This window comes from Microbulbifer sp. YPW1, from assembly GCF_013367775.1.
Lineage (GTDB): Bacteria > Pseudomonadota > Gammaproteobacteria > Pseudomonadales > Cellvibrionaceae > Microbulbifer.
The window spans coordinates 306487-326093 of sequence record NZ_CP055157.1 but is presented as its reverse complement, the minus strand read 5'-3'; the positions used below and the strand labels follow the sequence as shown (position 1 = coordinate 326093).

General features: G+C 60.2%; 19 protein-coding genes. 5 read left to right on the top strand and 14 right to left on the bottom strand.

From position 1 onward, the window contains the following. Window positions 1-31: 31 nt before the first annotated feature. Complete coding sequence (gene zntB / locus HUW35_RS01505; RefSeq protein WP_181253950.1) at window positions 32-1000, top strand: zinc transporter ZntB; 969 nt, start codon at window positions 32-34, stop codon at window positions 998-1000. A gap of 3 nt (window positions 1001-1003) precedes the next feature. On the opposite strand, the gene HUW35_RS01500 is transcribed toward zntB, so the two are convergent. The 10 genes from HUW35_RS01500 to dksA form a co-directional block, all read right to left on the bottom strand. Further along, entirely contained in the window at window positions 1004-1828 is an 825-nt protein-coding gene (locus HUW35_RS01500) for a thioesterase family protein (RefSeq protein ID WP_181253949.1), read from the bottom strand. A gap of 75 nt (window positions 1829-1903) precedes the next feature. After that, window positions 1904-2719 carry a 3-methyl-2-oxobutanoate hydroxymethyltransferase gene (gene panB, locus HUW35_RS01495; protein ID WP_181253948.1) on the bottom strand — a complete coding sequence of 272 codons (816 nt, stop codon included), beginning with the start codon at window positions 2717-2719 and terminating at the stop codon, window positions 1904-1906. Between the two features lie 68 nt (window positions 2720-2787). Continuing rightward, the gene (locus HUW35_RS01490; RefSeq protein ID WP_181255410.1) at window positions 2788-3450 is read right to left on the bottom strand and encodes a deoxynucleoside kinase; all 663 of its coding nucleotides are present in this window, start codon (window positions 3448-3450) and stop codon (window positions 2788-2790) included. Window positions 3451-3534: 84 nt separating this feature from the next. Next, window positions 3535-4011, bottom strand: coding sequence for a 2-amino-4-hydroxy-6-hydroxymethyldihydropteridine diphosphokinase (folK, locus tag HUW35_RS01485; protein ID WP_181253947.1), 477 nt, complete (start codon window positions 4009-4011; stop codon window positions 3535-3537). Window positions 4012-4024: 13 nt separating this feature from the next. Further along, the gene (gene pcnB, locus HUW35_RS01480; RefSeq protein ID WP_181253946.1) at window positions 4025-5497 is read right to left on the bottom strand and encodes a polynucleotide adenylyltransferase PcnB; all 1473 of its coding nucleotides are present in this window, start codon (window positions 5495-5497) and stop codon (window positions 4025-4027) included. 1035 nt (window positions 5498-6532) lie between these two features. Next, a complete protein-coding gene (locus HUW35_RS01475; protein ID WP_181253945.1) occupies window positions 6533-7930 on the bottom strand; it encodes a sigma-54 dependent transcriptional regulator in 1398 nt (465 codons plus the stop codon). A 127-nt stretch (window positions 7931-8057) separates the two neighbouring features. Then, the gene (locus HUW35_RS01470; RefSeq protein ID WP_181253944.1) at window positions 8058-11054 is read right to left on the bottom strand and encodes an ATP-binding protein; all 2997 of its coding nucleotides are present in this window, start codon (window positions 11052-11054) and stop codon (window positions 8058-8060) included. Then, complete coding sequence (locus HUW35_RS01465) at window positions 11044-11220, bottom strand: hypothetical protein (protein WP_010130964.1); 177 nt, start codon at window positions 11218-11220, stop codon at window positions 11044-11046. The genes HUW35_RS01470 and HUW35_RS01465 overlap by 11 nt, the downstream gene beginning before the upstream one ends. 285 nt (window positions 11221-11505) lie before the next feature. After that, a complete protein-coding gene (gluQRS, locus tag HUW35_RS01460) occupies window positions 11506-12372 on the bottom strand; it encodes a tRNA glutamyl-Q(34) synthetase GluQRS (protein WP_181253943.1) in 867 nt (288 codons plus the stop codon). A gap of 83 nt (window positions 12373-12455) precedes the next feature. Continuing rightward, window positions 12456-12893 (bottom strand): RNA polymerase-binding protein DksA, encoded by a 438-nt coding sequence (gene dksA / locus HUW35_RS01455; RefSeq protein WP_078083412.1) that lies wholly within the window; start codon window positions 12891-12893, stop codon window positions 12456-12458. Window positions 12894-13187: 294 nt separating this feature from the next. On the opposite strand from dksA, the gene sfsA reads away from it, so the two are divergent. Further along, window positions 13188-13898 (top strand): DNA/RNA nuclease SfsA, encoded by a 711-nt coding sequence (gene sfsA, locus HUW35_RS01450; protein ID WP_181253942.1) that lies wholly within the window; start codon window positions 13188-13190, stop codon window positions 13896-13898. A 6-nt stretch (window positions 13899-13904) separates the two neighbouring features. Here the strand turns inward: sfsA and HUW35_RS01445 are convergent, their stop codons facing one another. The 4 genes from HUW35_RS01445 to HUW35_RS01430 form a co-directional block, all read right to left on the bottom strand. Continuing rightward, complete coding sequence (locus tag HUW35_RS01445; protein ID WP_181253941.1) at window positions 13905-14249, bottom strand: Rieske (2Fe-2S) protein; 345 nt, start codon at window positions 14247-14249, stop codon at window positions 13905-13907. 107 nt (window positions 14250-14356) lie between these two features. Beyond that, complete coding sequence (locus HUW35_RS01440; protein ID WP_181253940.1) at window positions 14357-15418, bottom strand: S1C family serine protease; 1062 nt, start codon at window positions 15416-15418, stop codon at window positions 14357-14359. A gap of 81 nt (window positions 15419-15499) precedes the next feature. Next, complete coding sequence (htpX, locus tag HUW35_RS01435) at window positions 15500-16387, bottom strand: protease HtpX (protein ID WP_181253939.1); 888 nt, start codon at window positions 16385-16387, stop codon at window positions 15500-15502. Window positions 16388-16617: 230 nt separating this feature from the next. Then, entirely contained in the window at window positions 16618-16902 is a 285-nt protein-coding gene (locus HUW35_RS01430; protein WP_181253938.1) for a TfoX/Sxy family protein, read from the bottom strand. 415 nt (window positions 16903-17317) lie between these two features. Here HUW35_RS01430 and HUW35_RS01425 point away from each other — a divergent pair, with 415 nt between their 5' ends. From HUW35_RS01425 to HUW35_RS01415, 3 genes are all read left to right on the top strand, one after another. Continuing rightward, window positions 17318-18046: a M15 family metallopeptidase gene (locus HUW35_RS01425; protein ID WP_181253937.1), complete on the top strand. Its 729-nt coding sequence runs from the start codon at window positions 17318-17320 to the stop codon at window positions 18044-18046. Between the two features lie 110 nt (window positions 18047-18156). Beyond that, entirely contained in the window at window positions 18157-18915 is a 759-nt protein-coding gene (gene cysE / locus HUW35_RS01420; RefSeq protein ID WP_181253936.1) for a serine O-acetyltransferase, read from the top strand. Between the two features lie 84 nt (window positions 18916-18999). Beyond that, a complete protein-coding gene (locus HUW35_RS01415; RefSeq protein ID WP_181253935.1) occupies window positions 19000-19581 on the top strand; it encodes a hypothetical protein in 582 nt (193 codons plus the stop codon). Window positions 19582-19607: the final 26 nt, after the last annotated feature.

Sequence of the window (19607 nt, the reverse complement as noted above, 5' to 3'; positions counted from 1 at the left end):
GGTGTCTGGCCTCGACCGCGGAGACGTTCCCATGCAATCCGGATTGATTCACGCCTATCTGTTGGACGGCCGCGGTCGCGGGCGTCGTATTGGCTGGCCCGAAGTGGAGGCCTGGGCACCCGAGCAGGGAAAGCTGTGGCTGCACCTGGACTACAGCGACCCCGGTGCCCGGGCATGGATTGGTGGCGCGGCACAGCTGGATCCGCTGGTGGCCGATGCCCTGCTTACCGAGGAAACTCGCCCACGTACCACCGGTATCGGCGACGGCCTGTTGATCGCCCTGCGCGGGGTCAACCTGAATCCGGAATCTCAGCCGGAAGATATGGTTTCGATCCGTCTTTGGGCGGAGGAACACCGGGTGATCAGTACCCGCAAGCGGCAGTTATTGTCGGTGAACGACCTGTGTCAGCAACTGGAGAGTGGCCGCGGACCGCGCAACTGTTCGGCGCTGGTGGTGGAATTGGCGGATCTGTTGGTGTGGCGTATGAGCGATACCGTGGATACCTTCGAGGACACCATCGACGAGCTGGAAGATCGGGTGGTGGCCGGAGCCAGCGGCAGCCTGCGCCTCGACCTGGCGCTGTTGCGCAAGCAGACCATTACCCTGCGCCGTTACCTCTCCCCACAGCGGGAGGCGCTGGCGCGCCTGATGGTGGAAAAGCTGGACTGGATCGGCGAGCCCGAGCGCTTGCAGCTGCGGGAAGTGAGCGACCGCCTGCTGCGGCATATTGAGGATATCGATGCGGTGCGGGAGCGCGCGGCGGTGACCCAGGAAGAGCTGATGAGCCGCATCTCCGAGCAGCTCAACAGTCGCATGTATGTGCTTTCCATTATCGCGGCGATCTTCCTGCCGCTGGGTTTCTTTACCGGCCTGCTGGGGGTCAATGTGGGGGGAATTCCCGGCTCGGAAAATCCCCGTGCATTCCTGATTTTCTGTGCGTTACTGGCGGTAACCGTGGCCGTCCAGCTGGTGGTTTTTCGCTGGAAAAAGTGGCTCTGACCGTCAGCCAAATACCGTAACCGTCTGCCGGGACAGGGCCATCAGCCGGCCATCGGCATCCCACAGCCGTGCGCGAATCGCACCGTAACCGTCTTCCGCCTGCTCCACTTCCGCCAGATACTGCCACCAGTCGCCGCTGTCTGCGCTGCGCTCGGCTTTTACGCGGTGGGCCGTGGGCATCATTTCCAGGGTCCAGGTGAGTGAGCTGGCGGCGGCCAGGTCTTTCAGCATCGACAATACTGCCGGGGGCCAGGCGTCGATCAGTGCCAGCAGGTGGGCGGTGGTGACCGGGCCTGCGGATTCGCGAAAGCGGATCCAGCCACCCAGATGGGGTTCACTGCTGCCACTGAACGGGAAGGCACCTGCGGCCAGGCGGTAGTCGAAATGTTGGGTAAATTCCGGCACCAGCCCTTCGATATAGGGCAGGGCTTCACATTCGTCCGGTGCGCGGAACTGTGGCGCGGCATCCGGGGAAACCGCAATCGTGGATTGTCGCGGTTTGCCGAAGCTGGCAAGGGCTGCGGTTACTATCTGGTCGCCCTGGCTGGCGTGGGCCTCGATCTGCACCGCCGAGCGGCCTGCGCGCAGCACGCGGGAGCGTGTGTCCAGTTCGCCAGCTGCTGCCGGCGCGACAAATGAAATGGTCATTGAGCGCAGCGGGGTTTCCGCTATGGCGCCCTGGGTTGCGGCTTCCAGGGCAGCTTCCATGGGCTGATAGAGCAGCGCTGCGGCGAGGCCGCCGAAGGTGGCGCGCCCCTGGGTCCAGCCTCCGGGAATGGTTACCTTGGCGGTATCTTTCGCATTCTCGATCAGGGTATTGAATTCCATCCTACTTCTCAGTCTCTACTGCCGGGGCGCTTTTGCTGTGCCGAGTGCCAGGTCGTTGGGATTTGTCGAGCACACTCAGCTGAAGCTGTGTGCATCATCCGGGAAGGTGCCATTTTTCACATCTTCCGCGTATTTACGCAGGGCGCCTGGAATGTCCCCGGCTTCCTGCAGGAAGTTCTTGGAGAATTTGGGCGGCTTCTCGGTGAGGCCAAGTATGTCGTTAATCACCAGTACCTGGGCGTCGGTGTGGGGGCCGGCGCCGATGCCGATGGTGGGCATGGTAACCGTGTCGGTAATACGCTTACCCAGGTCGCTGGGCACGCACTCCAGCACCAGCAGGTCTGCACCTGCCTCATCCAGCTGCACGGCGTCGTCGAGGATTTCACCGGCGCGGTCGTCGTCCCGGCCTTGAACCCGGAAACCGCCCAGCTTGTGCACCGATTGCGGCGTCAGGCCAAGGTGGGCGCATACCGGGATGCCGCGCTCGGTGAGCATTTTCACCGTTGGGGCGAGCCAGGCGCCGCCCTCAATTTTCACCATGTGCGCACCGGCCTGCATGATGCGGGTGGCGTTGGTCAGTGCCTGCTCCGGGGTGGCGTAGGTCATAAACGGCAGGTCGCCCATGATCAGGGATCGCTTGTTGCCCCGGGCCACGGCCTCCACGTGGTAGATCATCTGTTCCATGGTGACGGGGATGGTGCTGTCATAGCCGAGTACGGTCATCCCCAGGGAGTCGCCGATCAGCACGGTTTCAACACCGGTTTTCTGGGCCATAGCGGCCATGGGCGCATCGTAGAGGGCGACGCAGATAAACTTTTCTCCATCGGCCTTCATCTTGCGCAGGGTCTGTACGGTAATCGGTTTGGTCAGCTCAACGGGGGCGTAGGGCATGGCAATGACTCACGTTGCGGGTTCTCAACCCGGGAATTCTTGGGGGCAGGGATCTGGCACTGAACCGGTCACTTGCCGGGATTGTAGTAGTGGCGTCCGCTGTTGACGTTCAGCAGGTACTCCACCAGCTGCAGGTAATCTTTCTGCTGGTCGACGATATCGATCTCCGCACAGTTGACGATCAGCAGCGGGGCCTGGTCGTAGTAGTGGAAGAAATTGGTATAGGCCTCGTTGAGGGTCGACAGGTATTCGTTGCTGATGCTGCGCTCGGACGCGATGCCGCGTTTGTGGATGCGCTCCTGCAGCACATTCAGTGGCGCCTGCAGGTAAATCACCAGGTCCGGCTTCGGCGCCTCCAGGGTGAGGTGCTGGTAAACCTGCTGATACAGCTGCAATTCATCGCTGTCCAGGGTGACTTCTGCAAACAGGTGATCTTTTTCAATCAGGAAGTCAGCCACTCGTACTGGCTTGAACATATCGTCCTGGCGCAGCGCCTGAATTTGTTGCGAGCGCTGTAGCAGGAAGTGCAGCTGGGTGGGTAGCGCGGCGCTCTTCGGGTCGCGATAAAAGCGCTCCAGGAACGGATTCTCTTCCGGCAGTTCCAGCAGGGTGTCGTAGTTGAAGGTGGCCGCGAGCTTCTTGGCGAGAGTGGTCTTGCCGACACCGATATTGCCTTCCACAGCAATAAAACGCGGTAGTGTCCTGCCTTCCAGATCCAGTTCCTGGGCGATATTTTCTGCACTGTAATTGTCGCCAGAAGTAGCGTCGGATGTGGGAAGTCTTGTCACCGGGGATACTCCTTTTCTTTTCCCTGATTACAGGCGGTGTAATCGATTGGGTGGGCACTGGGCCAGCAGCGCCTGCAAAGGCGTGCCGTCGGGCATGGTCAGGTCCGGGGCCAGTTGCGCCAGTGGTTCCAGTACAAAATTGCGCTCTGCCATACGCGGGTGCGGCACTTGCAGGCGCGCGGTATCCAGTTGTCGGGTACCGAACAGGAGAATATCCAGGTCCAGGGTTCGCGCGCCCCAGCGCAGGGTCCGCTCGCGGCCGTGGCGGTTCTCGATTGCCTGCAGCGAGTCCAGCAAATCTTCAGGCGCCAGGCCGGTGTCCAGACTGGCGACGGCGTTGACATAGTCCGGTTGCTGTCCGGGACCGATCGGCGCACTGCTGTACAGGTCAGAGCAGTCGAGCAGAGTCGTATCCGGGATTGCCTTCATCTGCTCCAGCGCACTGCGCAGTTGTGCCGCCGGATCCTGCAGGTTGCTACCGAGGCCAATATAACAGCGATTCACTTGTGAATTCCGCTCAATTTGATGGGTGTTCCGCACCGTTGTTTGGGCGCTTGTTGCGGTTCCGGTTGCGCCCGCTGCGATTGCGTCGCCCGCGGCCTTTGCCTCCGCGCGGACCGTTGCGCGGAACATCCTGGACCATCTTTTGACGCAGCTCTTCGTCGGCCTGCTGGAAGTCGGTCCACCATTGGCCGAGTCCCGCGGGGATCTCGCCACTTTCCTCACGCAGCAACAGGAAGTCGTAAGCGGCGCGGAAACGCGGCATTTCCATCAGGCGGAAGGCGCGCTCGCCACCGCGGCGGGGCAGGCGGGACTGCATGTCCCAGATTTCCCGCATTGGCATGGAGAAGCGTTTGGGAACAGCGGTGTGCACCAGCTGGTTACTGGTGATCTTCTGTGCGGCCTGGGCCAGCGCCGGTACCGGCGGGATGCCTTTGTCGATCAGGAACTTTTGCTCGGAATTCACCGCTGGCCACAGCAACGCTGCATACAGGAAGGCCGGGGTTACCCGCTGGTCGTTGCGAATCCGCTGGTCGGTGTTGCGCAGGGCCAAACGGGTAAGGGCGAGGGCCTCCGGGTTATCCAGCTGGCTGGCATTGTCCGGGAACAGGTGCGGCCACAGGTGGTGCTCGCACATCAGTTCGAAGGTGCGCACACCGTGGCCGCTCATCAGTAGCTTGAGCACCTCGTCAAACAGGCGCGCGGGGGCAATGTTGCGCAGCAGCGGCGCCAGCTCCTCGAGTGGTGCGGCCGTGGCGGGCTCGATATCGAAGTCCAGCTTGGCGGCAAAGCGCACCGCGCGCAACATGCGCACCGGGTCTTCTTTGTAGCGGGTCTCCGGGTCGCCGATCATCCGGATCCGGCGCTGCTCGATATCTTCGATGCCGCCGGTGTAGTCGTGGATTTCGAACCCGTTGGTGGTGTAGTAGAGCGCGTTGACGGTGAAGTCGCGACGCACTGCATCACTTTCCAGGTCGCCGTAGACGTTGTCCCGCAGCAGCATGCCGTGCTCGGATTGCTGGGCTTCATGGGCCTCGCCATCACTGTGGTGGCCGCGGAAGGTGGTGACCTCAATGACCTCGCGGCCAATGCGGGCGTGCAGGATGCGGAAGCGACGGCCGACGATACGGGCGCCGCGGAACAGCTGCTTGGCCTGTTCCGGAGTGGCGTCGGTGGCGACGTCAAAATCTTTGGGGTGGCCACCCAGTAGCAGGTCGCGTACACCGCCGCCCACAATATAGGCCTCGAACCCGGCTTCCTGCAGGCGCTTCATGACCGTGAGTGCTGCACGGCTGACGTCCCGTCGCGAAAGGTTGTGATCGCTGCGGGGAACGACGACCCGGGATCTACTCGGGCTGGGGCGCGATTTGCGGCCCCGCTTTTGCGGCGGCTTGCCCCCGCCGGAGCTGGCTTCACTGGCGGATGCCTTGTCTGTGGCTTTGGGCTTGCTGTGCCAGCGTTTGATACTGCTGATCAGGGAATTGAACATACGGCTTACTGTGTTATCCGCAGCCCGATTGTCATTGGGCCGCTGTGTTGATCCGGGGGCGCACCGAGAGGACGTGATTCCGGACTATTGTGGAGGCGGATTCTAACACACAGCAATGCACAGCTGCCGGTCCCGCTCCTTGCGGGGGCCAGCAAACGGTGTGCATACATTGAATAAAACAAAGAAAAGAAGGGAATTATTCTTATTTGGTATGAAGGCAGCGGCATCCTTGCGCTATCAATTTGCTTTTCAGCAAACCCTTTCCCAGGCACAATCAGTCAGTTTGTCACGTGCTTGTCGTTATTTTTGTTGTCTTCTACAAGTTATTGTTTTTGTTATTTCTCTTTATTCTTATTGTTTATTTTTATTATTAGTCGTTATTTTTAGTACTTTTTGTTTATTTTTATTGTTGTTCTGAGCCTTATTATTTTTATTGCTCAATTTTTGCTCCGGCATCGATCACTTTGGTTTTTATTGTCGATCTGCCCGTTCTCATTATTCTTATTGTGTTGCGCCCACTTATTGTCAGTTGTTATTAGGGCTTAAACAGTCATTTATTTTTATTCTTGGCTGTTCTTGTTGTTTGACCTATACAAAGCAGATAGCGTGCCAACTTTAAAAAGTTCTTAAAAATCAATAAGTTAACTTTTTGAGGAACTTTTTTGTGTCGTGTAAATACAGATTTCCGTTACGCATAGCGCGGCAGTTGTTACTCCACTGTGAGAGGGGGTAACACTTTCACTTGTTACCAATTTCCGCTCCGGTGCTCACGCACATCAGGTCACCTTTCGACCCCCGGATGTCAATGCAAGCTGTTGATTTTCAATGGATTTTTGCTTTCCCGTGGGGCGGTGACGGAATGTGGGAACCTTGTGGGGCGGCGCTACCCGCGTGTCGTTACCTTGCCGAAAAGCCCTGTCGGGTGCTTGTGCTGGGCGCGGTAGGGGCCGGTCTGGCGGGGGCGGCAGTGCCGGACATAAAAAAGCCCGGGCAGCGGTTACTGTCCGGGCTTTTTTTTGAGATTTCGGCGTGGGGTCAGGCTTCGGCGACGCGCTTGGCCTTCTTGCGCGGGATGCCGAGCTTCTGGCGGCGCTCCCACAGGCATTTTCGGCTCACACCCAGCTTCTTGGCCAACTCGGTCTCGCTCATGGTTTCCTGGTGTTCGAGGACGAAGCGGGCAAAGTAATCTTCCAGTGACAGGTCTTCGCGGGGATCGGCGTGCAGGCTGTTACTGCGCGGACGACGCTCTGGATCGGCTTCCTCTATGGGGACCAGGTCCAGGTCGATATCCAGGGTGCGATGGTCGATCTCGTCACTGTCCTCGGTGAGAATCACCGCGCGCTGGATAGCGTTCTCCAGTTCGCGCACATTGCCCGGCCAGGTGTAGGTTGTTACCGCCTGGACCGCCTCCGGTGACAGTTTCAAAATAGGGCGGTTGATCTTGCCGCAGAACTTCTTCAGCAGGCTTTCGGAGATGGACAGCACATCCTTGCCGCGCTCGCGCAGGGGCGGCAGGGTCATCTGGACCACATTGATACGGTAATAAAGGTCTTCCCGGAACTTGCGCTCGGCGGATAGCTGGCGGAGGTTCCTGTGGGTTGCCGCAACCAGCCGTACGTTAACCTTGCGGGATTCGATGGCGCCGATGGGCCGTACTTCGCCCTCCTGCAGGACCCGCAGCAGTCGCGCCTGGGCTTCCAGGGGCAGTTCGCCGATCTCATCCAGGAACAGGGTGCCGCCATCGGCGGCGGCAATCAGGCCCTCGCGGGCGGTCTGGGCACCGGTAAAGGCGCCTTTTTCGTGACCAAAGAGTTCCGCTTCAATCAGGGTTTCGGGAATCGCCGCACAGTTCACCGAGATCAGGGGCTTGCCGTTGCGTTTACTCTCTTCGTGAATCGCTCGCGCCACCAGTTCCTTACCGGTGCCGGTCTCGCCGTGTACCAGTACAGTGGCGTCGGTGGGGGCCACCTTGTGGATACGCGCATAAAGATCGCGCATGACCGGGCTGTCGCCGATCATGCCCGCAATGGCGCGACCTTCGGCCTTGCTGTCTGCGGCGGCGGCACCGGCGGCACGATTCTGCTCCGCCTTGCCGATTACCCGGCGCACGGTGGCCAGCATCTCGTCGTGATCAAAGGGTTTGGCGATGTAGTCCGCCGCGCCCATACGCATGGAATCCACCGCGGAGCGCAGGCTCGCATAGCTGGTCATGATCAGTACCGGTACGTCACCAGCAAGTTTCAGCAGATCGGTGCCGGGAGCGCCGGGCAGGCGCAGGTCGGAAATAATCAGGTCCATGTCCGTGATGCGAAACTTGGTGGTCGCTTCTCGAACTGAGCCGGCTTCACTGATCTTGTAGCGGTGCCTCTCCAGCAGCTTGCGCAGTGCTGTACGGATAATGGCTTCATCTTCTACGATCAGGATGTGGCTCATGTGTTACGCCTGGTTACAAATTGTTCAGGGGAGGCTAAGTTTTACCTTTTGGGCGTTTCTATGCAACCCAAATAGCCCGATCTGGCTGAAAAATGTTCAAATTCGCTGTCTGCTGGTAACAGGCAGATCACGAGATCGCCCCATTCTCGGTGCTTTCCAGTGGCAATTGCACGATAAATCGCGCGCCGCGTCCGGTTTCCGGGTGGGCGGGACTCACCAGTTCCAGTTGTCCGCCGTGCTCCTCCACGATGCTGTAGACCATTGCCAGCCCCAGGCCGGTGCCTTCCCCGGGTTCCTTGGTGGTGAAGAACGGCTCGAGGATTCGCTCGCGGTGAGCGGGGGATATACCCGGTCCGTCATCGGTGACCGCGATACAGGCGAGCCCCGCACGAATGTAACCCTCTACTTCGATGTTGCCGCCATCCGGACTGGCATCGCGGGCGTTGCTGAGCAGATTGATGAACACCTGAATCAGTCGCTGGTTGTCCCCCAGCGCGTAGAGATCCTCGGGTACCCGATTGGCGAAGGTGACCTCGGTCTTGTCTCGCTGCAGGGACAGGAGCTGTACCGCTTCTTCCACACAGGCGTGCAGGTCTACCGGGGCCTTTTCGCTTTCCTGGTTGCCGCTGTGGGAGAAGCTCACCAGGGAGTGGACGATACGGCTGATTCGCTGGGTCTGGCTCAGGATCTGGTCCGCGGTCTCGAGGACCTCGGGATTGTCGGAGTCAAACTGCAGGTTCTGCGCGAGACAGGCGATGCCGGTAACCGGATTGCCTACCTCGTGGGCGACGCCGGCGGCCAGGCGGCCTACCGAGGCCAGGCGTTCGCTGTGCATCAGCTCCTGCTCGAGCACCTGGGTCTCGGTGATGTCTTCCACCAGCAGCATCTGGCCGTCACTGCGGTTTTCTTTACCGCTTTCTTTATTTTCTCGTCCGTATTTTCCCGTGCGCTGCTTGAGGCGTGTCTTGTGCAGGTTGAGCCAGCGGCTGCTGCCATCCATCTCCACCTGTTGCTTGAAACGACTGCCATCGGCGGATTCGGCAAATTCGGTGACCAGGGATCGCCAGGGTTCCGGCAGGTACTCCGGTTTGGAACCGATAACCTCACTGGCGCTGACCCCGGTAAGGTCGGTCATGGCGTAGTTCCACAGCAGGATCTCGCCATCGCGCCCGAGGGAGCAGGCGGCCATGGGTAGCTCTTCCAGCATCTGCCGATGATAGAGACGCAGGTTGTTCAGTTCCGCGGCGAGACCGGTCAGCTGGTTTTTGTACCGGCTCAGGCGGGTTTCAATCAGGTTGATGTCTTTGTTGGCCGGCTGATCGCTGGTAACGAACGGCAGGTGCCGATCCACAATCTGCCCTGCCAGCACCCGCCCCAGCAGACCGGACAGGTTGGCCTCCAGCTTGTCGCGCAGCTGGCGCAGGGCGTACGGCCGCCGCTCGTTCTCCGGCAGGTTGAGCTGTCGCAGGGCGCGGCTGACTTCCTGGCTTGCGGTGGCGGCACCGAGGCTCTCGGACAGGCGCATACGGAATTCGGCGGCGGATTGCACATCCAGCTCCAGGCGCAGCGCCTGGCTGATGGAGTCGTCACTGCACAGGTCCGCGGCGTAGCGCTCCAGGCTGCTGGCGCGGGTGAATATCGACAGACACACGAACAGCAGCACGTTGACTGACAGTGACAGGGTGGTGATCTGCGGCCAGATTTCCATGCCCAGGGGAATCCGGTAGCTGCCGAACGCAATGCCGCTGTTGCCCACCATGGCGGGGAACAGCAGGCCCGCGGCCCAGATCAGCATGCCCGCCAGCAGTCCGCCGATAAAGCCGCGGCGATTGCCCTGAGGCCAGTGAATTACCGCGAAGATGCCAGGCAGGAACTGCAGCGAGGCGATAAACGCGATGATGGCCAGGTCGGAGAGGGACAGGCGATTGTTGAGCAGCAGGTAGAAGCCGAAGCCCGCGAGAAACAGCGCTGCGACCAGCGCCCGGCGCAGCCACAGAAGCTGGCGATACATGTTGTCGTCGGACTGCCAGCGGGTACCCGGCAGCAACCAGTGGTTCATCACCATGGTGGACAGCGCCAGGGTGATCATGATCAGCGCGCCGGTAGCCGCGGACAGGCCGCCGATAAAGGCGAGGATGGTCAGGGTTGCCGAGCCGCTGGCGCGGGGCACCGCAAGGGTGAAGTACTGCACGGGTTCCGCCACATCCAGGGCAAAGCCCGCCCACATGATGGGGAAGATGGGTAACGCCATCAGCAGCAGGAACAGGGGGAAGCCCCAGCTGGCAGTGCGCAGCCCCTGGGTGGCGGGGCGATCCGCAATACTGAGATAAAAAATATGCGGCATTGCGACCGCGGTGGCGATAAACACGAGCAGCAGGGTGTGAGAAGAACCCTGTTTGATCGGGGAGTAGAGCAGTTGCTGCATGTCGTTGTTCTGCGCGAGCCACTGATCGAGCTCGCCGAGTCCGCCGAACACGCCGTATACCGCGTACAGCCCCACCGCCAGCAGGGCCACCAGTTTTACCAGGGATTCCAGGGCCATGGCGCTGGCGAGGCCGGCGCGCCGTTTACCGGATGCACCATAGGTGCTGGTAAACAGCGCGAGCAGCACACAGTACAAGAAGGCGATCAGGTCTTTGCTGGTGACGCCGCTGGCGGGCAGTGCCAGTGCCGCCACATTGTCGCGGGATAGCAGTGCCAGGGTTTCCGCTACGGCCTGGATCTGCAGTGCGATCAGTGGCAGCAGTCCCAGCAGCATGAACAGGGTGGCCAGGGTGCCCGCCTCGCGGCTGTGGTAGCGGAATACCAGCAGGTCTGCGGGGGAGGTGAGCTGGTAGCGCTGGGCGAGGCGCGCGAGCGGTTCCAGGGCCACCGGTGCGAACAGGAACATGGCGCCGGTGCCGAGGTAGTAGGCGAGTACCCCGTAGCCGTGTTGCCAGGCGAGGTCGATGATGCCGTAGTAGGTCCAGGCGCTGAGGGAGACGCCCAGTGAGAGCACGTAGAAGAACGGGTGTCTTACCCAGTTGCTGGACAGCCAGCCCTTGGAGGTGGCGAAGGCCACGAAAAACAGGGCAAAAATATAGGCGACGCCGATCAGCGCAATGTTGACGATCTCAAAGGTCATCGGGTTTGCGCCTCCGCTGAATAAAGATCGCCAGCAGGATCAGTACGAACCAGAGGATGAAGGGGCGATACCAGGCGCCGGATGGGTTGATCATCCAGGTGAATACGGTGGGGCTGAATACATAGCCCACCAGTACCAGCAGGATTAACAGGGTACGGTTGCTCATTAAGGACCTGTAGGGTCGTCCTGCGGTGAGGCAGAAAGGGAGAAATTCGGCGCAAAATGTTAATGCGCGCTTGGGGGAGAGTTCAACTCTTTGCTGGTTCTACTGGTGCCGGTCCTGATCGAAGCGCAGTGGCGGTGGCGCTACCGCGAACAGCTTTGCGAGACACGCCGTAAACCCATCCATGGGGGCTCTGCACCGCCATCCATGGCGGTGAAGGTCTCGCAAAGCTGTTCCCGCTATCGCCACCTTAGCATTGAAGCTATTGAGTCGGCATTGTCGAAATCTCTATTGCGCTAGCAGGCGGTTACGCCGGTCCACGGCTTGTCGCTGCCAGCGCGCACTCGCCCAGGAGAGAATCTGCGCCGGAAGTTCTAATTCGAGCCCCGGCAGCGGGTGAAACCCCAGGAAGCCCAGTGCCTGAACCAGATTCGCGGAAGCCTTTTTGTCGTCCAGTGGCGCGGCGTGATTCTGCTTGCTGAGTTTCTGGCCACCCTCGTTCATCACCAGTGGCAGATGTCCGAACTGGGGAACCCGGCCCCCCAGTGCACGGAATAACTGACTCTGTACGCCGGTGCAATCCAGCAGGTCGGCTCCCCGCACCACGCAATTCACGCCCTGGGCGATATCGTCCACGACCACTGCCAGCTGGTAGGCGTAGAGGCCGTCCTTGCGTTTCAGGATCGGGTCTTCGTCGACGATCTGGGTCTGTTCGCCCTGCCAGAGGTCGTGAAAGGTCTCCTGTGCGCCGGCGCAGCGAAAGCGCAGGGCGTAACTGTCATCGCCGGATTGGGTGGCGGTGCAGTTTTCCCGGCGGTGGCCGCCGGCGCGGCGGATCTGTTCGCGGGTGCAGTGGCAGCGGTAGATCAGCTGTTGTGCCTGTAGCTGTTCCAGCGCGCTCTTGTAGAGGTGGTGGCGGTGGCTCTGCCAGACGGTTTCACCGTGGCCGTGCAAGCCGTGGGCGTGCAGCGCGTGAAGAATGCGCTCGGCGGCGCCGGGCATTTCCCGTGGCGGGTCCAGGTCTTCCATGCGCACGAGCCAGTGGCCGCCGTGGGCGATGGCATCGAGGTAGCTGCCTATGGCGCAGACCAGGGAGCCGAAATGGAGCGGGCCGGTGGGCGAGGGGGCAAAGCGGCCGATGTATTGTTCGGGCATGCCGTAAACCGGGGAATCGGGTGAAACAGTCGAGATGGGGAAGGAGTGCCGGGCAGCTCAAATGCTGCCCGGGCAACGGCAGATCAGCCGGAAATCTGCTTTTCCTTGATCTCCGCCAGGGTTTTGCAGTCCACGCACAGGGTGGCGGTGGGACGTGCTTCCAGGCGGCGGATGCCGATCTCGACGCCGCAGGCTTCACAGAAGCCGTAATCTTCCTGGTCGATCAGTTCGATCGTGGCGTCGATCTTCTTGATCAGTTTGCGCTCGCGATCGCGGGTGCGCAGTTCCAGGCTGAACTCTTCTTCCTGGCTGGCGCGATCCGCCGGGTCAGGGAAGTTTGCAGCTTCATCTTTCATGTGAGTTACGGTGCGATCCACTTCTGCCATGAGTTCGGCCTTCCAGGCCAGCAGCAGCTTGCGGAAATGCTCCTGCTGCTTCTCATTCATGTACTCCTCGCCCTTCTGTTCCTGATAGGGCTCGAAGCCGTGCAGAGAATCGGATTTCGCAGCAGTATTGGGCATAGTCATTGCCTCTCTCGTAATACGGGCCCTGAGTTATTAGGGCACTACAACCAAATTCAAGCCTAGCAGGCTGCACAAAGCCTAAGCGACCGCCGGCTGTATCCTCAGGCCGCTAGCGCGACCAAGGCGAGGAAACTATCAAAACTCTCAGGGCTGCGCCACAAAATGTTGCTCTGTAACGGCACTGAGGACGATCCTTCGGCAAAGAATGAACGGGATGGTGTATTCTGGCGACCGTTTTTTCGACAGGTTGGCGTTCAGTCCATCCAATTCTGACTTTTTACAGGTTGTTGTGTGAAAATTAACCCGCCCCTGGCCCAGGGAAAATTATTGCGCCGCTACAAGCGATTTCTCGCCGATATTGAACTTTCATCTGGTGAAATTATAACCATTCACTGCCCGAACACCGGCTCAATGAAAAATTGTTGGGAGGAAAACACGCCTTGCTGGTTTTCCGACTCCGGTAATCCCAAGCGCAAGTACCGCCATACCCTGGAAATCACCACCACGCCGGAAGGCGCTTTGGCGGGCGTGAATACCGGCCGCGCCAACCATCTGGTGGAGGAGGCCATCACCAGCGGCGTGGTTTCAGAGTTACAGGGCTATGCCCGGTTGCGCCGGGAGGTGAAGTACGGCGAGGAAAACAGCCGTATCGATTTTCTGCTGAGTGGTGAGCAGGGCGACTGCTATGTGGAAGTGAAAAACGTCACTCTGGCGGAAGGGGCGCGCGGATTGTTTCCCGATGCGGTCAGTGCGCGTGGCGCCAAGCATCTGCGGGAATTGCAGAAGCTGGCACAATCCGGGGTGCGCGCGGTGCTTTTTTACTGCGTCCAGCACTCGGCCATAGAAACTGTGGAGGCCGCCGCAGAAATCGACCCTGCCTATGCGGCGGCGCTGAAAGAGGCGGTTGCGGCGGGGGTGGAGGTGATCGCCTATCGGGCGAAACTGGGCGCGGACGAGATTCGCCTTGAGGCGCCGCTTCCGTACCTGCCCCAGAAAGACTGACGGGAGTCAGTCTGCCAACAGGACGTAGAGTCCCTCCTGGGCGTATTCCACCGGTACTGGTGTCAGCGCGTCCCCGGCACAGGGGCCGGCGATACATTCACCGGTGGTGATTTCGAACAGGGCGCCGTGGGAGGCGCACTGGATCAGCGCTTTTTCCGAATCCAGAAACTGGTCCGGCTGCCACTCCAGGTTGATGCCCCGGTGCGGGCAGATGTTCTTGTAGGCGAAAATCTCGCCATCTTTCTTTACCGCAAATACATTGTTCATTCCGGCGCTGTTGTCTCCGAGGGAGAAGCCTTTGGAGTCGCCTTCGCTGAGGTCTTCGTAGCGGCAGAGAAAGTGTTTTTGCATGGGATCTGTTCCGGCCTGATTCAATCTGGCGTGAGAGTGTACCGAAATAGCGATTGAATTTAACTGGCTGCGGTGGCGGTACTGCCACCGGGCATCTTACAAAGTCATCAAGGCGCCGCCAGTTCCAGTGAGGTCTGGTACGTCTCCCCATCGCGCAGGTAATCCACCTTCACCTTGTCGCCGGGGCGCCGGTTTTCCAGCACGTTCATCAGATCGTCGTAGTTACTGATGGGCAATCCATCGATTCCAATGATCACATCGCCCAGCTGCCAGCCGCCGCGGTTACTGCGGTAGACACCGCGCAGGCCGGCGCGCTCCGCCGGCAGCCCCGGTGCGGTACGCAGTACGGCAACCCCTTTGAAGTCGTAGCGACTGGCCCACTGGTCCGGCGCGGATTCAATTCCGAGGATCGGCCGCACCAGACGTCCGTGGGCGATCAGTTCCGGAACGATCTTTTTCACCGTATCCACCGGGATGGCAAAGCCGATGCCCACGCTTGCGCCGCTGGGGCTGTAGATCGCGGTATTGACGCCGATCAGGCGACCACTGGAGTCCAGCAGCGGCCCGCCGGAGTTGCCGGGATTGATCGCTGCGTCGGTCTGGATCACGTTGCGAATGGTGCGGTTGCCCGCGGCTTCGATCTCGCGGCCGAGGGCGCTGACCACACCGGTGGTGAGCGTGGTGTCGAGACCGAAGGGGTTGCCGATCGCGAGCACCTTGCGCCCCACTGAGAGTCCGGCGGATTGCCCGGGCAGCAGTGGTTTGAGCAACTCCGCGGGGGCGTCGATCTTGAGTACCGCCAGATCTTTTTCCGGAGCCGAGCCCACCAGGGTGGCCGGCCACTCACTGCGATCCTGCAGGGTGATGGTGATCTTGCGGGCCTCCTCGATCACGTGGAAGTTGGTCACCACATGGCCCTGGATGTCCCAGATAAAGCCGCTGCCGGCTCCCTTGGGTACGGTGTGCAGTTTCAGGGTCCAGCGGTCGCGCACCACGGCTTCGTTGGTGACATACACCACCGATGGACTGGCGAAATTGAACACCTGCATGGTGTTGGTTTCATCGTCTGTGGCGAATTGGGGGATGCGGGAGTCTGCCTGCGCAGGTAGCGCGGTACAGATCATCAGCAGGGACAGGGCGAAAGCGGAAAGGGGTTTTGTCGGCGTCATTTCTGTGGGCGGGCTCCTGCGTATAGATTTGCTGTAGTGACAGGCGTGCCCGCAGGCGGGCACGCCCCGTACTGTTAGCGATCAACGAGCAGAATTTTGCAGCGCCAGGATCCGATCCTCAAGGGGCGGGTGGCTGGCGAGCAGGGCGGCCATGCTGTTGCCGTAGATGCCGAAGGCTTTCATGTTGGCCGGCAGCGGCTCCTCGCGTCCGGCCTCGGACTCCGCCTTGATTCGCGCCAGCGCTGCGATCATTGCGTTGGGGCTGGCCAGGTGCGCGCCGGCTTCATCGGCGCGGTATTCGCGGCGACGGCTGAACCAGGCGACGATGACCATGGCGAATACACCGAACACCATGTCCATGATGATGGAAGTCAGGTAGTAGCCGATACCCAGGCCCTGTTCATTGCGCAGCAGTACCCGGTCCACGAAGAAGCCCACGAGTCGCGCGAAGAACATCACAAAGGTGTTCACCACCCCCTGGATCAGTGCCAGGGTGATCATATCGCCGTTGGCCACGTGACCGATTTCATGGCCAATCACCGCGCGCGCCTCGTCGCGGTTGAAGCGCTGCAGCAGGCCCGCGCTCACCGCGACCAGTGCGTTGTTACGGTTCCAGCCGGTGGCGAACGCATTGGCCTGGGGCATGGGGAAAATACCCACATCCGGCATGCCGATACCGGCCTTTTGCGACAGCTCGCGCACGGTCTCCACCAGCCAGCGCTCGTCAGCAGTCTTTGGCTGCTCGATCACCTGGGTGCGGGTGGACATACGGGCGATGGTTTTCGACAGCAGTAGTGAAATGAGTGAACCGCCGATACCGAAGATGGCACACATCAGCAGCAGGCCTGGCAGGTTCAGGTTGACGCCGTTGGCATCGAGAATGCCCTGAATGCCCAGCAGGTTGAATATGATGCCTACCAGCACCATCACCGCCAGGTTGGTGAGCAAAAAGAGCCCTATTCGCAACATCAGATATCTCCGACAGATATTTTGAAAACAAAAACTAGTGATCCGAGTGAAACCCGTTTGCCGCTGTGGCAGTGACCCACAGCGGAGGGTATACGCCGGGCCGCGAGGCTCGCCGTCCGATACCTCGGTAAATGGACGATGTATCTGGGGCTAGATAGGGTCTGCGTGTGCCGTTTGCAAGTCTGTACAGGCACAATTTCAGACCGACACTATTTCAGGAGAGTATAGGGTCAGGCGCGATCTTTGCGGGAGAGGCGCTGCTCCGCCTCACTGACCAGGTTTGCCTTGAGGTCGGGGTCCAGTTCGTTCCAGTGCACGTCGAGCAGGGCGCCCTGCAGGGCGTAGAGGAGTACGCGGGATGCGTTGATGCCGCGGCGGCGGATGCTGGTGAATGCCTCGACCGGTCCGACTCGGTGCAGGTCGGCCTGGGTACGGATGCCAATGGAATGAAGGATATTGACGGAGGCGAGTCCCAGGTTTTTCAGTTTCAACAACTCTGATTGACTTGGGTGCATAAAATTCATTCCCTGAACTGTTGATGCTCTATGGAGATATCTGCGCGGAGTGCCCTGGGCCGCCGCGAGATTTCCTGTACTCCAGTCGGTCGAGGTGTCAGGGGGACGTTGCACACCCGGCAAGTCGATCCCGACGACCTTTCGAACACTCTGAAGTGCTTTCCTTTCGGTTCAATCCCGAACCAAATACAACAGGCGTGCAACATAGCATAAAAAAATAAAAGGCCAAACCGTATCGCCCGCGGCAGAATAGGCGGGCTCATATTAAAGTACGGTTATTTGCGGCGGCTGCTGTCGCACGGCACACTTGTACTATTTAGACTCGTTCGTAGAAAAAGCCTAGCTTGAAACGGCGACTTTTGCAGCATGACGTTTCGGTTACCCCTTCAGCGTTTCCGGACCCGGGAGTGAATTCATGCATCAATTACTGCGCAATATTCTGTTCGGGCTGACGGATGCACACGTCATTCTGGAACCCGTTTCCGGACAACTGATGCACCCGGAAGCCCTGACGGCGTTTGATCAGTTACGCCGGGGTGCGAGAAAGGCCGGCTTTGATCCCAAAGTGGTGTCTGGCTTCCGTGATTTCGAGCGCCAGCGCACTATCTGGAATGCCAAGGCCAGCGGTCAGCGGCCAGTGCTCGACAGCGCGGGGCAGCCGCTGGATGTGGCGCGCATGTCGCCAGAGGAAATCGTATTCGCTATATTGCGCTGGTCCGCGCTGCCCGGCGGCTCGCGCCACCATTGGGGCACCGATTTTGATGTGATCGATGCCGCGGCAGTGCCAGAGGATTACCGGGTGCAGCTGACCCCGGAAGAGGTGGCAGATGAAGGGGTGTTTGGGCCCTTTCATTGCTGGCTGGATGAGCAGATTGCCGCGGGTCACAGCTATGGCCTGTTCCGCCCCTACGGCGCGGATCGTGGCGGCGTAGCGCCGGAGCGCTGGCACCTCAGTTACGCGCCGCGCGCGAAAGAATTCCAGCAGCTGCACTGTGCCCAGTCGCTGCGAGAACAGTTACAGTTGTGCCAGGCGGATGGCGACCTGGCGCTGGCGGACACCGTGTGCGGTGCCATGGAAGCCATTTACCCGCGCTTTGTGGAAGTGCCGGAATCCGCCTACCCGACCAATATGGATCGCCTCTGAGTCCCCGTCCGAATGCCGTTGACCGGTGGGGCAAACATAGAGTTGGATCAGAGACAGGAAGAGAGACCATCAACGTCACTGAATTGAACAATCGGGATATCTGGTCAGCCATGCGCGCGGAGGCTGCTGCGGCTGCCGCCGGCGAGCCGGTACTGGCCAGTTATTTCCACAACACAGTGTTGCGCCACCGCACACTGGACCGGGCACTGGCCTATCAGTTGGCCTCGGTGCTGGATCATGCTGCCCTGACGGCGACCGCCCTGCAGGAAGTGATTGCTGCGGCACTGGCGGATGAGCCGGAAATATCCCGTTGTATGCAGGCGGATATCTGCGCCTGGTACGACCGCGACCCGGCCTGTGACCAGTACCTCACCCCGTTTCTGTACTTCAAGGGGTTTCACGCCCTGCAGTCCCACCGCATTGCCCACTGGTTGTGGAAAAAAGGCCGACACACACTCGCCCTGTATTTCCAGAGCCGGGTTTCGGAGCAGTTTGCGGTGGATATTCATCCTGCGGCGCGCTTCGGTTGCGGCATCATGATTGACCACGCCACTGGTCTAGTCGTGGGTGAGACCACGGTCGTGGAAGACGATGTTTCCATTCTGCACTCGGTCACCCTCGGTGGCAGCGGCAGTGGCGGCGGAGATCGTCATCCCAAGATCGGTCGCGGTGTGATGATCGGTGCTGGCGCGAAAATCCTGGGGCCGGTGGACATCGGTGTGGGCGTCAAGATCGCGGCAGGCAGCCTGGTGCTGCGCGATGTGTCGCCGCATTCCACCGTGGCGGGCGTGCCCGCGCGGGTGGTGGGGGGGAAATGTGAAGGGGCCCCGGCCTACACCATGGACCAGACACTGGATTCCGATGATTGAATCGGATTGAATAGTGTTTTCCTTAAAGCGTCTGATTGAAAACAGAATAACAAGGCCTGAAGGCAACACGATCGAGGTATCAGCATGTCAGCTCCCACCTACAGTGTGATTTTTCGCGGCGACCTTGAGCCCGGCTACACCGTTGCCGATGTGAAAGCCAATTTTGCCCGCCTGTTCAAGGCCGGACCGGACACCGTCGAAAAACTTTTCAGTGGTCGCCCGCTGGCGATCAAAAAAGGCATGGCGCAGGCGCAGGCGGAACAACTGCAGGCAACCCTGTCCAAACTCGGGGCGCAGTCGACAGTACGCGCGGAAGGTGTGGAGCAGCCAGTGCCGCAGCCCGCAGCGCCGTCACCGCGGGCCCCGGAACCGCAACCGGCCACCGCGCCAGTCGCAGACGCGGGCGAGAACGCACCGGTGCAGTCCGCCGTGAGCGGCTCTTCACTGAGCCTCGCGCCCATGGAGGGTAACCTGGTCAAGGCGCACGAGAAAAAATCCGTGGAAGCCGTACAGGTGGAAGTCAACCATCTCAGCCTCAAGCCGGCGGAAGGCAATCTTCTTGAGGCGGGTGAGCGCAAGCCGGAAGTGGCGCCGGCTGTTTCGGTGCCGGACTGGAAGCTGGACAATCACATCAGCGGCAAGGCTTCCTTCGAAGTGCCGGACTGAATTTCCCGGTTCGGCAATCTCCCTTC

What these genes read in the sequence shown, in the direction of transcription:
- HUW35_RS01475 (WP_181253945.1), bottom strand. Translation starts at nt 7,930, where the DNA reads ATGAGCCACATCCTGATCGTAGAAGATGAAGCCATTATCCGTACAGCA.
- HUW35_RS01445 (WP_181253941.1), bottom strand. Translation starts at nt 14,249, where the DNA reads ATGCAAAAACACTTTCTCTGCCGCTACGAAGACCTCAGCGAAGGCGAC.
- panB (WP_181253948.1), bottom strand. Translation starts at nt 2,719, where the DNA reads ATGCCCTACGCCCCCGTTGAGCTGACCAAACCGATTACCGTACAGACC.
- cysE (WP_181253936.1), top strand. Translation starts at nt 18,157, where the DNA reads ATGCGCGCGGAGGCTGCTGCGGCTGCCGCCGGCGAGCCGGTACTGGCC.
- gluQRS (WP_181253943.1), bottom strand. Translation starts at nt 12,372, where the DNA reads ATGCCCGAACAATACATCGGCCGCTTTGCCCCCTCGCCCACCGGCCCG.
- pcnB (WP_181253946.1), bottom strand. Translation starts at nt 5,497, where the DNA reads ATGTTCAATTCCCTGATCAGCAGTATCAAACGCTGGCACAGCAAGCCC.
- HUW35_RS01465 (WP_010130964.1), bottom strand. Translation starts at nt 11,220, where the DNA reads ATGAGCAACCGTACCCTGTTAATCCTGCTGGTACTGGTGGGCTATGTA.
- HUW35_RS01440 (WP_181253940.1), bottom strand. Translation starts at nt 15,418, where the DNA reads ATGACGCCGACAAAACCCCTTTCCGCTTTCGCCCTGTCCCTGCTGATG.
- HUW35_RS01425 (WP_181253937.1), top strand. Translation starts at nt 17,318, where the DNA reads ATGCATCAATTACTGCGCAATATTCTGTTCGGGCTGACGGATGCACAC.
- dksA (WP_078083412.1), bottom strand. Translation starts at nt 12,893, where the DNA reads ATGCCCAATACTGCTGCGAAATCCGATTCTCTGCACGGCTTCGAGCCC.
- HUW35_RS01430 (WP_181253938.1), bottom strand. Translation starts at nt 16,902, where the DNA reads ATGCACCCAAGTCAATCAGAGTTGTTGAAACTGAAAAACCTGGGACTC.
- HUW35_RS01500 (WP_181253949.1), bottom strand. Translation starts at nt 1,828, where the DNA reads ATGGAATTCAATACCCTGATCGAGAATGCGAAAGATACCGCCAAGGTA.
- HUW35_RS01470 (WP_181253944.1), bottom strand. Translation starts at nt 11,054, where the DNA reads ATGACCTTTGAGATCGTCAACATTGCGCTGATCGGCGTCGCCTATATT.
- htpX (WP_181253939.1), bottom strand. Translation starts at nt 16,387, where the DNA reads ATGTTGCGAATAGGGCTCTTTTTGCTCACCAACCTGGCGGTGATGGTG.
- zntB (WP_181253950.1), top strand. Translation starts at nt 32, where the DNA reads ATGCAATCCGGATTGATTCACGCCTATCTGTTGGACGGCCGCGGTCGC.
- HUW35_RS01415 (WP_181253935.1), top strand. Translation starts at nt 19,000, where the DNA reads ATGTCAGCTCCCACCTACAGTGTGATTTTTCGCGGCGACCTTGAGCCC.